The organism is Shimia sp. NS0008-38b (assembly GCF_040370365.1).
In the GTDB taxonomy this organism is placed as follows: Bacteria; Pseudomonadota; Alphaproteobacteria; order Rhodobacterales; family Rhodobacteraceae; genus Shimia.
The window spans coordinates 350,156-365,631 of sequence record NZ_BAABWQ010000001.1 but is presented as its reverse complement, the minus strand read 5'-3'; the positions used below and the strand labels follow the sequence as shown (position 1 = coordinate 365,631).

At 56.4% G+C, this 15,476-nt stretch carries 14 protein-coding genes and 1 riboswitch; of the genes, 3 read left to right on the top strand and 11 right to left on the bottom strand.

All coding sequences use genetic code 11. The features are described 5' to 3' along the window. Positions 1-12: 12 nt before the first annotated feature. Positions 13-885, top strand: a complete 873-nt coding sequence (locus tag ABWV47_RS01780; protein WP_353308123.1) for an NAD(P)-dependent oxidoreductase — start codon at positions 13-15, stop codon at positions 883-885. On the opposite strand, the gene ABWV47_RS01775 is transcribed toward ABWV47_RS01780, so the two are convergent. From ABWV47_RS01775 to hemB, 3 genes are all read right to left on the bottom strand, one after another. After that, entirely contained in the window at positions 860-1,663 is an 804-nt protein-coding gene (locus tag ABWV47_RS01775; RefSeq protein ID WP_353308122.1) for a hypothetical protein, read from the bottom strand. The two genes, ABWV47_RS01780 and ABWV47_RS01775, sit on opposite strands and share 26 nt — an antisense overlap. Before the next feature lie 3 nt (positions 1,664-1,666). After that, entirely contained in the window at positions 1,667-2,227 is a 561-nt protein-coding gene (locus ABWV47_RS01770; RefSeq protein WP_353308121.1) for a lipid-binding SYLF domain-containing protein, read from the bottom strand. Positions 2,228-2,330: 103 nt separating this feature from the next. After that, complete coding sequence (gene hemB, locus ABWV47_RS01765) at positions 2,331-3,329, bottom strand: porphobilinogen synthase (RefSeq protein WP_353308120.1); 999 nt, start codon at positions 3,327-3,329, stop codon at positions 2,331-2,333. Positions 3,330-3,446: 117 nt separating this feature from the next. Here hemB and ABWV47_RS01760 point away from each other — a divergent pair, with 117 nt between their 5' ends. Continuing rightward, complete coding sequence (locus ABWV47_RS01760) at positions 3,447-3,971, top strand: component of SufBCD complex (protein ID WP_353308119.1); 525 nt, start codon at positions 3,447-3,449, stop codon at positions 3,969-3,971. Positions 3,972-4,010: 39 nt separating this feature from the next. Continuing rightward, positions 4,011-7,478 carry a transcription-repair coupling factor gene (gene mfd, locus ABWV47_RS01755; protein WP_353308118.1) on the top strand — a complete coding sequence of 1,156 codons (3,468 nt, stop codon included), beginning with the start codon at positions 4,011-4,013 and terminating at the stop codon, positions 7,476-7,478. A gap of 95 nt (positions 7,479-7,573) precedes the next feature. On the opposite strand, the gene ABWV47_RS01750 is transcribed toward mfd, so the two are convergent. From ABWV47_RS01750 to ABWV47_RS01715, 8 genes are all read right to left on the bottom strand, one after another. Beyond that, positions 7,574-8,017, bottom strand: a complete 444-nt coding sequence (locus ABWV47_RS01750; RefSeq protein WP_353309547.1) for a MaoC family dehydratase — start codon at positions 8,015-8,017, stop codon at positions 7,574-7,576. Between the two features lie 102 nt (positions 8,018-8,119). Continuing rightward, a complete protein-coding gene (locus tag ABWV47_RS01745; RefSeq protein WP_353308117.1) occupies positions 8,120-8,995 on the bottom strand; it encodes a TIGR01459 family HAD-type hydrolase in 876 nt (291 codons plus the stop codon). Positions 8,996-9,097: 102 nt separating this feature from the next. After that, on the bottom strand, positions 9,098-10,126 hold the full coding sequence (locus ABWV47_RS01740; RefSeq protein WP_502959675.1) for a FecCD family ABC transporter permease: 1,029 nt from the start codon (positions 10,124-10,126) through the stop codon (positions 9,098-9,100). Continuing rightward, positions 10,127-11,080 (bottom strand): ABC transporter substrate-binding protein, encoded by a 954-nt coding sequence (locus ABWV47_RS01735; RefSeq protein ID WP_353308116.1) that lies wholly within the window; start codon positions 11,078-11,080, stop codon positions 10,127-10,129. Positions 11,081-11,089: 9 nt separating this feature from the next. Further along, complete coding sequence (locus ABWV47_RS01730) at positions 11,090-11,878, bottom strand: ABC transporter ATP-binding protein (RefSeq protein WP_353308115.1); 789 nt, start codon at positions 11,876-11,878, stop codon at positions 11,090-11,092. Next, positions 11,875-12,285, bottom strand: coding sequence for a DUF1636 family protein (locus ABWV47_RS01725; RefSeq protein WP_353308114.1), 411 nt, complete (start codon positions 12,283-12,285; stop codon positions 11,875-11,877). Before ABWV47_RS01725 ends, ABWV47_RS01730 begins: the two co-directional genes overlap by 4 nt. 103 nt (positions 12,286-12,388) lie before the next feature. After that, positions 12,389-12,598, bottom strand: a riboswitch (cobalamin riboswitch). Between the two features lie 235 nt (positions 12,599-12,833). Beyond that, positions 12,834-14,051 (bottom strand): MFS transporter, encoded by a 1,218-nt coding sequence (locus ABWV47_RS01720; protein ID WP_353308113.1) that lies wholly within the window; start codon positions 14,049-14,051, stop codon positions 12,834-12,836. A 53-nt stretch (positions 14,052-14,104) separates the two neighbouring features. Next, a complete protein-coding gene (locus ABWV47_RS01715; RefSeq protein ID WP_353308112.1) occupies positions 14,105-15,316 on the bottom strand; it encodes a multidrug effflux MFS transporter in 1,212 nt (403 codons plus the stop codon). Positions 15,317-15,476 lie beyond the last annotated feature (160 nt).

The window sequence follows — 15,476 nt, the reverse complement described above, 5'->3', positions numbered from 1 at the left end:
AGGGGAAAGCCGATGGCAAAAGTAGCATTTTTGGGCTTGGGTGTGATGGGATACCCGATGGCAGGGTATCTTGCAAAACAGGGCCATGAGGTGACGGTTTACAATCGCACCGAGGCCAAAGCAAAGGGCTGGGTTGAAGAATATGGCGGCGCATTTGCCGCCACCCCCAAAGCGGCGGCTGCGGGTGCAGAGTTTGTCATGTGTTGTGTTGGCAACGATGATGATTTGCGGTCGGTGTGTCTGGGTGCTGATGGGGCGTTTGCTGGCATGCACGCAGGGGCGACGTTTGTGGATCACACGACGGTATCTGCCAAGGTCACGGCGGAGCTATATGCCGCCGGTAGCGAAGGTGGCATTGCCTTTGTGGATGCGCCGGTGTCTGGCGGTCAGGCGGGGGCCGAAAACGGTGTCCTGTCTATCATGTGTGGTGGTGATCAATCGGCCTATGATGCGGCCGAGCCGATAATGCAGGCCTATGGTCGTTCCATCAAACGGCTGGGTGAAAGCGGCGCGGGGCAATTGACCAAAATGGTGAACCAGATTTGCATTGCCGGATTGGTGCAGGGGTTGTCCGAAGGGCTGCACTTTGCTGAGAAGGCGGGGCTGGATGGCCGGGCGGTTGTCGATGTGATTGCAGGGGGCGCTGCGGGCAGCTGGCAGATGAACAACCGGTATGAGACCATGATTGATGACAAATTTGATTATGGTTTTGCGGTGGATTGGATGCGTAAGGATCTTGGCATTGTGCTTTCCACTGGAGACGAGATTGGCGCAAGCCTGCCAGTGACGGCGTTGGTGGATCAGTTCTACAAAGACGTACAGAAAATTGGCGGAGGCCGTTGGGATACATCGAGCCTTATCAAACGCTTGCGGGCCCTTGATTAAGTAAGCCGGTCATCTCAAAAAGATCCAATGCACTGTTCCAATACGGCGTCCCATCTGGGGCGTCGTCCTGCATTAAGGCTGCCATCGGTGCGTTGTGCCCACGTCTGGAGCAGGTGTGTTGAGAAATTGGCGCTCCGGATTTTGCAATGAAGGGGCGCAAGATGTCATTGTTCTTTGGCGAGATGACCCTGTCTTGGGCGCTGTGGAGCATCAGGCAGGGCGCCGCCGTTTTGCGAATAGCCCAAGGGTGGACCAAAGCCGCGCCAAGTGTGATCAGGCAGATCGGGCCATCATAGCGCGGCAGATTGTCGGGAGAATGCACAAGTGCAAGCCCTGCGATGCCGCCTGCAGACACGCCGATCATGCCGATATTGAGCCCGATGAGTTCTTCTGGAACAGAAGATGTCCGAAGAAATGTGAGCGCGGTTCCGATGTCTTGGCGGGCAGCCTCAAACCGTGGACCAATCAGCCTTGGGCGCAGATTTACACCTGCTTCAAAGGCGCGACTTCGGTTGGCACGCACTGCCTGTTTTTGGGATCGCGGAAGGGAGGCGCCCGCATTCAGCCGATAGCCAACAGCCGCTGTCGCCAGCCCATGTGTCGCCAAGCGCTCAGCCAAGGAGGTGGCAAACTCCGACTTTCGACTGCCTTTCGCAAATCCGCCACCATGGACAAAGACAATCAAAGCAGTGGGCGCCATGCTTGTGGGCAAAAACAAATCGAGCGCAAGGAGGCCTTCCTTACGCTCGACGTAAACGATGTCCGGGAAGGACCGCATCCCTTAGGGAATGATGCGCGAGTATTTGATACCTTCCAGTGTCGCGCCGATTTTAAGCCCGGCTTGACCAAAGACCACAGCAATCACTGGTGCCAAAAGGTTGGTTGTTTCAGCGCTCAGGTCGCCGCCTTCGTTTGCGACGACATATTCGACACCTGCGCCCGCGGCCCAACCGTTGGAGCGACGGAACTCACCCAATGCGCCCTCGGTCATGAAGAACAACACATGTGCGTGCTGTTGCGCGCCAATCTGAAAACCGACGCTGCCTTTGGTGGCGGAATAGTAGTCCACAGTGGTGTCATTTACCCGCAGGGCACCGCGGCCGTAGCCGCCGCCAAAGCCAAAGCCAGCTTCGGTGATCAGTGGCATGACCAGTACGCCAGTGGCCTTATTTCGCAAATCCACCGTGTTGGGATATTCGTTGTAAAGGTAAGCCAGCGTGGCATCCACGCGAGCATCAATTTCTGTTGCGCCGTTTGATCCGACACCGTTGCCACATGCTGCAGTGACACCTACCGCTGCAAGGCCGGTCAACGCAAAGCCGCGTCGTGTGAGGTTGTTCATGGTCTGTCGCCCGTTTGTTTATATCTGCTCTTACCGCCGGTTTTTTGATCCGGATTGCAACCAGTATAGGTCGCTGCTGCGGTGATGTCACTATATCTGCGGTTTATTGGCCGATTTTGCGGGCGACCATTGGCGCGAAATAGCTCAAAATTCCGTCACATCCGGCACGTTTGAACGCCATGAGGCTCTCAATCATGGCGCGCTCGCCGTCGATCCACCCGTTTTGGGCGGCGGCCTGAATCATCGCGTATTCGCCAGAGACCTGGTAGGCGAAGGTTGGCACGCCAAAAGACTCTTTCACGCGACGGCAAATATCGAGATATGGCATGCCCGGCTTTACCATCACCATATCTGCACCCTCAGCGAGGTCACGCGCCACAAGACGCAGCGCTTCATCGGAGTTGGCCGGATCCATTTGATATGTTGTTTTGTCACCTTTGAGCGCGCCAGACGCGCCCACGGCATCCCGAAAGGGTCCATAGAAGGCGGACGCGTATTTTGCCGTATAACTCATTAAGGTGACATTGTGGTGGCCCGCTGTCTCAAGGGCGGTCCGAATAGCGCCAATGCGCCCATCCATCATGTCAGAGGGACCGATGATATCCGCGCCGGCGTCCGCTTGTGACAAAGCTTGTTTGACCAGGGCTTCGACCGTGCGGTCGTTTACGATTTCGCCGTTTTCGACAAATCCATCGTGGCCGTCAATGTTGTAAGGATCTAACGCAACATCGGTCATCACCGCGATGTTGGGCACAGCGGCTTTGATTGCCCGGGTGGCGCGGTTTGAGAGGTTGTCTGGGTTCCACGCTTCGGCGCAATCCGCAGTCTTCAGCGACGGATCGGTGTAAGGAAACAAACAGATCACAGGAATGCCAAGATCGGCGGCCTCTTGCGCTGCCTCCACAATCTTGTCCACCGAGCGACGATACACACCGGGCATGGAGGCAATCGGCTCTTCAACACCTTCGCCGTCGCGCACAAAAACCGGCCAGATCAGATCCTCCACCGTAAGTGTGTTTTCACGTACCAGGCCACGAAGGGCCGCGGATTGGCGTGTGCGTCGCAAGCGCGCAGAAGGGAAAGCAGCAGGCGTGAGGGTCATGACGGGCTCCGAAAATTGTCGCTCTCACAGGTGCCATGGAAATTCCCGCATCTCAAGGCTAGGAATTGCCGCAGGAGCAAGGTATGTGGGGTGAAAATCTAAAGGGCAGTAAAGACCTTGGACCTGAGCCAAACCGTACTAGAACTCATCGATTTCCGCAGCTTTTCGAACCTCTGGTTCTGGATTGCATTGGCTGTTTTTTGGTCGTCTGCAAGCCATTGGGTGCTGGGTGTGCCTTGGGATCTGGTGCTACGCGCGAAGCGCAAAGGTGGACAGGCAGAGGATGATTTTCACGATTTGGTGCGGGTCAACACCAATCGCATCCTGCACATCGCCAACGTTTCCGGCCTATGGCTGATCGCGATCGTCAGTTTTGTGATGACAGGGTTGATCGTTCTGGGGTGGGTTTACGGCGTTGAATTTGCGCAAGCGGTGTTTCTGATCCTGTGTCCGATGAGCTTGGTCGGCATGATCAGCATTCGTGTGTCACGTAAAATTCAAGAAGAGTCGCTTGTGGGAGATGCCTTGCGTAAGCGGCTGTCCCGGCACCGATTTTGGGTGCAATTTGTTGGCATGATCTCTATTTTCATTACCTCTCTATGGGGCATGTACCAAAACCTTCTGGTTTCACCTTTGGGTTAACTTTCCCTCGGAACCTGTTGAATTGAAAGATGCAGAGCGATGAACGACACGCAGCACATTTCTGTGGGCGGGGCACCGGAAGGCTTTGACGCACAGCTGATCTTAAATGAGGTGGCTAAGTCCGGCGGCCCGGTGATCCATGTGGCGCGCGACGACAAACGTATGGCCGCGACACGAGCTGCCTTGGCGTTTTTTCAACCGGACATGCCCGTGATTGTCTTTCCCGGCTGGGACTGTCTGCCGTATGATCGTGTGTCACCCAATGCGGACATCTCTGCGACACGCATGGCGACATTGGCAGGGCTGGTGCATGGTATGCCGCAGCAGTTTGTCCTGCTGACAACCTTAAATGCCGCCACCCAACGCGTGCCTGCACGTGATGTGCTCAAAGAGGCGGCATTTCGGGCGGAGGTGGACACACGCGTTAATGAAGAGTCGCTGCGTATGTTTTTGGTACGCATGGGGTTTTCTCAGGCGCCTACGGTGATGGAGCCCGGGGACTACGCCATCCGTGGGGGCATTATCGATATCTTCCCTCCGGGCGACACCGGGCCTGTGCGTCTTGATTTCTTCGGTGACGTTTTGGATGGGGTTCGCCGGTTCGATCCCGCGACGCAACGCACCACGGAAACTCTGAAGCAGATTGAATTGGCGCCTGTGTCCGAAGTGATTTTAGATGAAGCGGCGATCACACGGTTTCGACAGAATTACAGGATCGAATTTGGTGCAGCTGGCACAGACGATCCATTGTATGAGGCAATCAGTGCAGGGCGCAAACATCAAGGTGTTGAGCATTGGATGCCATTCTTTCACGACCGGTTGGAAACGCTCTTTGACTATCTCCCAAACGCGTCAATTTCTGTCGACGATCAATCAGATGTGGCGCGGATTGCACGTTGGGAGTCTGTGCAAGATCAATACGAGACCCGTCAACATGCAATGACCCAGAAAGCACGGATGGATACGGTCTATAAACCGGTTCCTCCTGCGCTGTTGTATTTGGACGAATCCGCGTGGGACAGCGCGGTTTCTGGGCGGCGGATGTTGCATTTCTCCGCACTGCAACAAGCCTCAGGGCCCGGTACAATAGATGCTGGCGGACGTATTGGTCGAAATTTCTCCCCGGAACGTCAGCAAGAAAACGTCAGTCTTTTTGGCGCGCTTGCCGATCATGTGCGCAAGAAACTGCCAGATGGTCCTGTGGTGATCGCAAGTTACTCTGAGGGCGCGCGCGAGCGGTTGAGCGGGTTGATTGAAGATGAGGGGCTGGCGGAAACCATTCCGGTGAAAGATGCGTCGCGGATTGGAAAGACCGGTCTGTATCTGGCGGTTTGGGCGCTTGAGCATGGGTTTGAGACGCCGACGATGACGGTTGTTTCAGAACAAGATGTGTTGGGCGATCGGCTTATCCGCGCACCACGGCGCAAAAAGCGCGCTGAGAACTTTCTGACTGAGACGCAATCGCTCAGCCCAGGTGACTTGGTGGTGCATGTAGACCATGGGATTGGGCGCTATCTGGGGCTTGAGGTGATCACGGCCGCCGGCGCGGCGCATGAAACGATTTCCTTAGAATATGCCGAGAGTTCAAAGCTTTATCTTCCAGTGGAGAACATCGAGCTCTTGTCCAAATACGGACATGATGAAGGGCTTCTGGATCGGCTTGGCGGCGGCGCATGGCAGGCCAAGAAGGCCAAACTGAAAGAGCGCATTCGCGATATGGCGGATCGTTTGATCCGCGTTGCTGCCGAACGCGAACTGCGCACCGCACCCGTTTTGGAGGCGCAACACCACGCGTGGGAAGAGTTTTCCGCGCGCTTCCCGTATCAGGAAACCGATGATCAGCTGCGCGCCATTGGCGATGTTATCGATGATTTGTCCTCGGGCCGCCCCATGGATCGTCTGATTTGTGGGGACGTCGGGTTTGGCAAAACGGAAGTGGCGATGCGGGCGGCGTTTGTGGCGGCCATGTCGGGCCAGCAGGTCGCTTTGATTGCCCCAACCACTTTGTTGGCGCGGCAACATGCCAAAGGCTTTGCCGAACGGTTCCGGGGCTTTCCATTGGAAGTGAGAGCTTTGTCGCGGTTTGTGTCGGCAAAAGAGATGGAAAAGACTCGCGACGGCATGGCGCGCGGCACCGTGGACATTGTTGTTGGAACCCATGCTTTGCTGGCCAAATCAGTGCGATTCAAAGATCTTGGGCTTCTGATCATCGACGAAGAGCAGCACTTCGGCGTGGCGCACAAAGAACGGCTCAAGCAGATGCGCAGCGATGTGCATGTGCTGACCCTGACGGCGACGCCCATTCCGCGAACCCTGCAGTTGAGCCTCTCCGGGGTGAGAGACCTGTCGATCATTGGCACGCCGCCGGTCGACCGTCTGGCGATACGTACATACGTAAGCACCTTTGATGCGGTCACTGTGCGAGAAGCGCTTTTGCGGGAACACTACCGGGGCGGACAGAGTTTTTATGTGGTGCCGCGTGTCAGCGATCTTCCTGAAATTGAAGAATTTCTGCGTGATCACGTCCCAGAGGTCAGCGTGGTTGTTGCACATGGGCAAATGGCGGCCGGGGAACTTGATGACCGGATGAATGCCTTCTATGACGGCAAATATGACGTGTTGTTGGCGACCACCATTGTGGAGTCCGGGCTCGATATCCCAACCGCCAATACGATGATTGTGCATCGGGCCGATATGTTTGGCTTGGCGCAGCTGTATCAAATTCGCGGGCGCGTGGGGCGCTCTAAGACCCGAGCCTATGCTTACTTGACCACAAAACCCCGGCATGTGCTGACGCCTGCTGCGGAAAAACGGCTTCGGGTGCTCGGGTCCTTAGACACACTGGGAGCTGGATTTACCTTGGCTTCTCAAGATCTTGATATCCGTGGGGCAGGGAACCTGCTGGGGGAAGAGCAGTCTGGCCAGATGCGCGATGTGGGCTATGAACTGTATCAGTCGATGCTGGAAGAAGCGATTGCCAAGATCAAGGCGGGTGAGCTTGAAGGCTTGAGTGATGCGGATGATCAATGGGCCCCGCAGATCAACCTCGGTGTGCCGGTTCTGATTCCGGAAGCCTATGTGCCGGACCTTGATGTGCGGCTTGGCCTCTACCGCCGTCTCAGCGGATTGCAGGGCAAGGTGGAGCTGGAGGGGTTTGCCGCGGAGTTGATTGACCGGTTCGGGAAATTACCGAAAGAGGTCAATACGTTGCTCTTGATCGTGCGGATCAAGGAGATGTGCAAAAAGGCTGGAATAGCAAAGTTGGATGGCGGCCCGAAAGGCGCGACGATTCAGTTCCACAACGACAAGTTTGCCTCACCGCAAGGCTTGGTGGAGTTCATTCAGGATCAGAAAGGTCTGGCCAAGGTCAAAGACAACAAGATTGTTGTGCGACGGGACTGGGTGAAGAACGCAGATAAGATCAAAGGGGCGTTTGCGATTGCCCGTGATCTGGCGCAAAAAGTTGTGACTGAGAAGAAAAAGGCCAAGGCAAAAGCCGCAAATTAACGCGTCGGTATTGCATCTGTATCGCGGCTGTTTTGCGGAGGTGTCATTTGGGGCCCAATCTGAGCCAAAAATGCAGCCTTTCTTGCAGGCTCTAATTAGTCGAGTTTGCGTGAGGGAGCCATGACGGTTGCGTCGCCTGTGAGGACTTTTTTGCCCTCCACGGTGCAGGCGCAGTCCATGTGGACGCGGCGTTTGGCGATGTCGATGTCGCGCACTGTGACCGTGGCCACCACCGTGTCATTGGGGCGCACGGGGGCCAGAAACTTCAGCGACTGGCCCATATAGATCGTGCCATGACCGGGCAGCTGCTCGCCGATGACCGCAGAGATCAGACCGGCGGTCAGCATGCCGTGGGCAATGCGGCCGCCAAACATGGTGTCCGCTGCGTACTCCTCATCCAGATGCACCGGGTTGTGATCGGTGGACACGGCGGCAAACATCTCGATGTCCTGATCGGTCACGGTTTTGCGCACATAACGTGACATGCCGATTTCCAGGTCTTCGATAAAGATGGTGCCGCGGGGCAGATTGTCCAACATAGGACCCTCCGGATTGGGGTGGTGACGCAACTTCATGGCGCACGGGGTGCGTGTTTGGAAATTTAATTACTTTGCAGTTGCAGAAAAATCAAGCGGTTTGTGTCAGCGCAATTTGCCAATCGCAAACTGTGGTGTCACGTTTTCTGCCGCCAGATAGGCGCTCAGCGCGTCCGGGTTGGGCTGATGGGTGGTCTGGGTTTCTGCCGCCGCCAACCCGCCGGTGATGAACAGCGAATCGATGCTTTCACCCATGCCGCCGAGAATGTCGGTCTGTGGGCCATCCCCAATCGCCAGAATGTCGCTGTCCTCAAGAGACACCCCCAACGCGCTCAACCGGCGGCGGGCGAGGTCATAGATTGGCGGATAGGGCTTGCCAAAATAGAGGCTTTCTCCGCCCATATCGGTGTAGAGTTTGGCCAAGGCGCCGGCACACCATTCGCGGATCTCACCGCGGTCCACAATGATGTCTGGGTTGGCGCAGAGCAGCTTCATGCCGTGGGTTTTGGCATAGAGGAAATCGGCGCGGTTGACCTCTGGGTCCGCCAATGTGTCAAACGGCCCGCAGCAGACAATGCCATCCGCCTCTGCCAGCGGCACGCGGGTGATGGGGGTGGGATTGTCAAGGATTTCAAGCGGTTCGAAGAACCCCTCGTCGCGGTCCCATTCGCCCATGAAGTAGACATTTGTGCCCACAGCCCCCTGAAACATCGCGGCGCGGGCGCTGTCACCGGAGGTGGCGATGGTGTCATAAGCGTCTTTGGGCACCCCAAACGCGCCCATCTGTTCGGCCACACCGGCGCGCGGTTTGGGGGAGTTGGTGACCAGCACCACAATGCCACCGCGGGCGCGATAGGCCTGCAGGGCCGCAACCGCCTCCGGATAGGCAGTGACGCCGTTGTGCACACAGCCCCAAAGATCCACAAACAACGCTTTGTAGCGCTCAGAAATATCGGCGAGAGAGGAGATGATCGTGGTCATAAAGGCAGTCCTGCACACAGAGATGTTGGCCAAAGGTATGCCAGCCACACGCAAAGAGAACCAGCGATTCTGAAGGGGAAAAAAGGATGGTGTGTGAGATGGTTACCGGCGCAACAACAAGATGAAAAACAGCCCTCCTACAAGGCCAGTGACGATGCCAACGGGGATATCTTCGGGCGCCATGATGGTGCGGGCTGCGATATCTGCCCACAACAGAAAGATCCCACCAAACAAAGCGGAAATCGGCAGCAGTCGAAGGTAGTCCCCTCCGGTCAGCAGACGCGCAATATGGGGGACCATGAGACCAACAAAGCCGATCATCCCAGAGAAGGCGACCATCACACCGGTGATGAGGGCGCCAACCACAAAAACGCTGAGCCGGAAGCGGCCCACAGGTATGCCAAGGGAGCTGGCGGTTTCATCTCCGATGGTCATCGCATTGAGTTTCGGGGCTTGCAGCCACAGCCAGAGACCGCACGGAACAAGGATGGCGAGCGGGTAAATCAGGTGGGACCATTGTGCGAGGCCAAGGCCACCGAGCATCCAGAACACCACAGTATGTGTTGCTTTGGGATCACCCATAAAAATCAATATGTTGGCGCATGCCATGATGACAAACGACATCGCAACACCGGTCAGAACCAGACGGTCGGCGCTGGTGGCGCCCGCCCAACGTGACACAGCCAACACGGCAAGTGTGGCGGCAAGTGCGCCAAGAAAGGCCATGACCGGCACAGTGAGAAGGCCGAGAAACAAACCTGTGTGCAACAACGCCAGAATGGCGCCAAATGCGCCGCCTGAAGAAATACCCAACAAATGCGGGTCGGCAAGTGGGTTGCGGGTGACCGCCTGAAGGGTTGCACCAACAAGGGCCAAACCGGCGCCGACCATGATGGCCAGCAGCGCGCGTGGAAAGCGGATTTCCCAGACAATGGCCGCCCGACCTTTGGACCACGTGGGCTCCCCGTCCCAAAGGCCCACTTTGGACACAAATACCCCCCACACCGTGTCGATGGGCACAGAAATTGCGCCCACCGAGATGGCAAAGGATAAGGACGCTCCCAGCGCAGCAAATCCACCTAAAAAGGCGATCCACATGGGAACGTCGCGGTGGGAGAGTCCTTGGGCCATTTAGTTGCTCGCCGTGCCAGTTGCGCCCCAGAAACCTTCAGCCAGTTTCTTCACCGCTTTGATGTTGCGCGGGCCGGGGGTGGCTTCAACATATTCCAGAACCACAAAGCGGTCGTTTTTCACCGCATCCAGCTCTGCGAAAGCTGGGTTGTTCATCATGAATGCGCGCTTTTCTTGCGCAGTGACGTTGCCGTAGTTCACGATCACGATCACTTCGGGATTGCGTTCAACCACGGCTTCCCATGTGACCGTGCCCCAGCTTTTCTCAAAGTCATCCATGATGTTTGTACCGCCGGCGGCCTCGATCATCGCGGTTGGCATGGCGTAGAGGCCCGCTGTGAAGGGTGAGTCCTCGCCGCTGTCGTAGACAAACACACGCAGGGGCGCGTCTGCTGTTGCCAACGAGGTTGTGAAATCCGCCAGCTCGGCTTTGTAACCGTCGACAAGTTCCTGTGCTTTGGTTTCTACCTCAAAGATTTTGCCGAGGTTGAGCAGGTCGTTGTACATGTCGTCCATGCTGACTTTGGCCTTTTCGCCGATGTGAATGCAGCTTTCGGTCAGCTCATACACATCGATGCCAAATGGGGCGAGGGAGTCTGGAGTGACTTCGCCGCCAACTTTCATGCCGTAGTTCCAGCCAGCAAAGAAGAAGTCGGCATCCGCGCCAACAAGGACTTCTTTGGAAGGGTATTTGGCGGAGAGCTCGGGTAGGGCCTCAACACCGGAGCGCATGTCTTCGTCCAGAGTTTTCCAGCCGGAGATGCCGGTGTAGCCCACCATGTGGTCGGCCAGACCTAAGACCAGCATCATTTCGGTCAAGTTGACGTCGTTGGAAATCGCAGCTTTTGGCGGGCCGTCAAATGTGACGGTACGATCACAGCTTTGCACGGTGGTTTCTGCGGCCACAGACTGGGCTGCGAGAAGGAGCCCGAGGGCGATAGATGTATGTTTCATGAGGGGTCCTTAGCCGTTGGAAGGCAATTGAAAGGTGAGGTGCGGTTTTTGGCTGAAGCTGAGTTCCTCTTGCCGGGCGTGCACCTGAAATGTGTTTGAAACGAGCGCGCCTTTAAGCACCTCGCGTGGGTTGCCAAAACCTTGTTGGCTGCCGTTTTTGAGCACCAGCACCTTGTCGCAGACATCAGCCGTTAGGTTGAGATCGTGCAGGGATGTCACAATGGTCAGGTCCAAATCGCGGATCAGATGCAAGACCTCAAGCTGATGGCGGATATCGAGGTGATTGGTGGGCTCATCCAACACCAAGAGATGTGGCTCCTGCGCCAAGGCGCGTGCGACCATGACACGCTGACGTTCGCCGCCCGACAGCGTGGACAGGCTGCGATAGGACAGATGCTCAAGGTTCAGTTTCTCAAGCGCCGCTGAGATGATTTCACCATCCCTGCGACCGGGCGTTGAGAGCCCCAAGCGATGCGGGACACGGCCAAGCGCCACAATTTCGCGAACGGACAGCGCAAAGTCAGAGGGTTGTTCTTGCAGCACCGCCGCCACTTGGCGGGCCAAGGCACGCGGTGCCATCTGGCGCAGAGACTCTCCGCGCACCAAAATGTCACCGCTCAAAGGCCGATTGTAGCCGTAGATCATCCGCAATAAGGTTGTCTTGCCCGCGCCATTGGGACCAACAATGCCCATGACTTCGCCTTCGTTGAGCGCAAAGCTGGTGGGTTCCAAAAGAAGCGGATCGCGTTTGCGCGGGGCCCAGGTGACGTTTTTCACCTCTAAAGCGGGTGCATTCATGACACGCGCTCCAGACTGTCTTCGATTGCCACGATGCTGGCCGGAATGCGGGCAAGGGTGCTTTTGCGCAGGCCCGTCGGTCGGTCGATTGAGCTGCACCAACCGTCATGTAAAACAGCGTATTGTTTGGCGAAGTCCACAAGGTCTTCGATGTTGTCGTCCGCTGTGACATCGCCAAACAGATAAGAGGCTTTGCGTGTGGCATGGTAGGCCACCGTGCAGGGGCGGTCACATCCGGCCATGCAGGCGGTCCCGGAGATTTCAAAGTCCTCAGGGATGCTGTCGGCAGCGGCGGATATGGCAGCGCGCAGTTTTGCGATCAGCTCATAGCCGGGATTGCAGGTTTTGCCTTTGTGGCGGCAGGATGTGCAGACAGTGATGCGATGAGATGGGGTTGTACGGTTCATTTCGCCCTCCGCGAAAGCGCTGGGTGCGGACGAAACCAGAGATGTCAGTGGCATATGCCAAATAAGTCAATGTGGCCTCCTTCCGAGGCACCCCGCCCGGTTTGAGTTACAGTTGGCGATGGCAGGTCTCCTGACTTGCGGTGTCTTGCGCGCCCCACCTTCCCAGACCCATTTGGCCCAGTGGCGTTTTGGGGGTTGCACACCGCCTACAGTTGCGGGGGCAGTCACGGAATTGGCGTTATGTTATGCGCCGCACCGTATTCCCTTTGCTTGCATCGATTTTCATACAAGCACCATCATCTGTTTGTTTCGCGATAATGTGCTGCGTTGTCAATCCATGAAAGTGAGAGTGGGAATAATGGGGTGTCGTGCGCAGTACGCCTGCGTGTCTGCCTCACTTTGGCATCGCCTTCAAATACCTAACAAATAGATGGATATGATGGGCGATTGGGAAATCAGCGGCCAGCTATTTTGAGCGATTTGGAGAAGCGCAACGCACAGGCCGTCTTATAATTCTGCGCCGCTTTCTGCTTGCTGGGGTCTGTGCTTTAGTCGAGGCGCAAGCGGGCCATCGCATAGAGTAGGAGCAAAAAGCACAATGCCCCCGCCATCAGAAAGGGGGTGCGAAGAGCAATGTCGCGACCAAAGGGTGTTTGTAGTGCTGCAACTGCCGCACCTGCGGCGATGGCACCCAGCGGCATGCTGCCCCATCCAAAGAAGCGGTATATGCTGTTGACCCGTCCAAGCAGGTCAGTGGGAATGCGGCGCTGTCGCCAAGACACAGTGATCACGTTCCACAGCATGGCACAGGCCATCACACCAAACAGAGATAGGGCCATCACGATGCTGGAATTGGTCAAGCCGATGGTGCCGTAGCCAATGCTCCAACCTGTGATGGAGATATAGAGACAACGCTGTGTGCCAAACAGACGAATGAGACGTGGCGCGGTGAGGCTGCCAGTGATAGCGCCAAGCGCTGCTGTTGAAAGGATAAAGCCATACTGTGCGGCGGACAGGCCAAGCACATCCTGTGCAAACAGCACTTGCAGGGTCATTGTGCCCATGGCCAGAAAGTTGGCGCAGCCCAAGACAACGGCGAGGCGCAAAAGCAGCGCGTCGCTGCGCATGAATGTGATACCTTCTTTCAGTGCTTTGAAGAAGTTCTGGCTGGTTTTGGGGCGTGGTGCCAATGTGATGAGCCAGACCATCCCGGCAGCCATCACCAGTGCCGCAACGTCCAATCCAAATGGCAAGGCAATGCTTGAGGCGATTAAAAATCCGGCCAATGGCGGGCCAATGAATTGACCAGTTAGCTGCTCAACGCTCCACATTTGCCCATTTGCGGCCTCAAGGTCTGAAGCTGTCACGATATCTGGCAGAATGGTTTGGGCGGCGTTGTCGCGAACAACTTCGGCAGCGCCCAAAAGGAAGGCAAGTGCCACCAAAATCCAGACACTGCCGGTGTTGGGAGGGCTCAGCGCGAGGCAGAGGATCGCAGCCACCAATGCGGCGCGTAGAAGGTCAGCGCGGGCAATAAGTTTGCGGCGGTCGACCCGATCAGCAACCACCCCGGCAGGTAGAGAAAAAAACAACCAAGGCAGGCGTCCGGCGGCGGCAACTGCGGCAATGGCCAGTGGGTCACGTGTAAGCAAGGTGGCCAACCACGGCAGTGCGAGAGACACCAGCCCGTCGCCAAGGTTTGTCAATGCGCCTGACGCAAAGAGCAGACGGTAGTTGCGGTTACGAAGGAGCAGGGGGCTGGCCATAAAGCAATGGTTGCAAAATGGCCGAGCCTGCACAAGCGCGAATTGCACAATTCCTACTGGCTGAGCGCCTCAATACGGCGCATGTGTAGCATCAGAGCGAAGCTGATCACCGCAAAGACCCCAAGCGAGATCGCCATGGGCAACGGGGTGCCATCAAATGCCAACCCAACAGGCGCCGCCAGAACGCCGCCTAAAATGGTAGAGAAGGCGCCCATGATGGAGGCTCCGGTCCCTGCCATGTGTCCAAGCGGTTCCATCGCCAAAGCATTCAGATTGCCGATGGTCATACCAACAGAAAAGAAGATCGCGGTTTGCCAAATGACAAAGGCTGCGAAGTGAACGCTGTCGTTTGGAACGGCGTAGGCACCGATCATGCCGAGGGAAAATACAATTTGCGCACCAATTGCAAAGGTCACCAGAAACCGCATTCCAAAGACCATCACCAATTTGGCGTTCAGGAGGCTGGCGCTGCCTGATAGTAGTGCAATGCAGGCAAACCAAAGTGGAAATTGGTCTGCCTTACCGAAGGTTTGGTCGTAGATGGGCTGTACGGAACTGATCATGGCAAACAGACCCGCCAGAATCAGCGTTTGGACATACATAGATGTGCGCACAGCAGGAATGCCCCACATTTCGCGTGCACCCGACATGAGTTTTGCAAAGCTAAACGGCCGACGATCTTCTACACTCAGTGGCTCAGGCAGGCGAACGCCAACCCACAGAACCGACAAAAGCGAGAAAATCATAAAGGCAACAAAGATGCCGCGCCACGACGACAGATCGATGATGACCGTACCAATGGCAGGCGCAAGGGCTGGCACTATCGTAAACACCATCATGGCGAAGGACATAATGCGCGCCATTTCCCGACCGGCAAACAGATCGCGCACAATTGCGAGCGTGACAATGCGAGGTCCCGCTGACCCCACACCTTGAAAGAAACGTGCTGCCAACAGCCATTCCAATGTCTGGCTTTGCCAGCCAAGGAAGGCACACACCGTGTACATCAAAGCACCGCCGATCAGGACTGGTTTGCGGCCAAAACGGTCAGACAAGGGGCCTGTGAAGAAGGTGCCGAGGCCCATGCCCATCACAAAGGAGGTGATGATCAATGTGGCATGGTTTAGATTGCCCGGGCTCAGCTCATGCGCGATTTCGGGAAGCGCGGGCAACATTGCGTCAATCGAGAACGCAATCGTGGCGAACATCATCGCAATCAAAGCAATGAATTCTACCTGCGACATAGGCAGGTTTTCTTTGGTCATGACAGGCTCCGTCGACGGTGTCAGAAGCGCAGGCGGTTCGGCAGCATGCCGGAAAGCGTTTCTGCGGAATCTCTGGCCTGCACCAGTTTTGTGATCGTGTTTGAGTATGCCGGACAGCCAAAAATGAGCTGTGGACACCGCGACCTTATCGCGGAGTTCG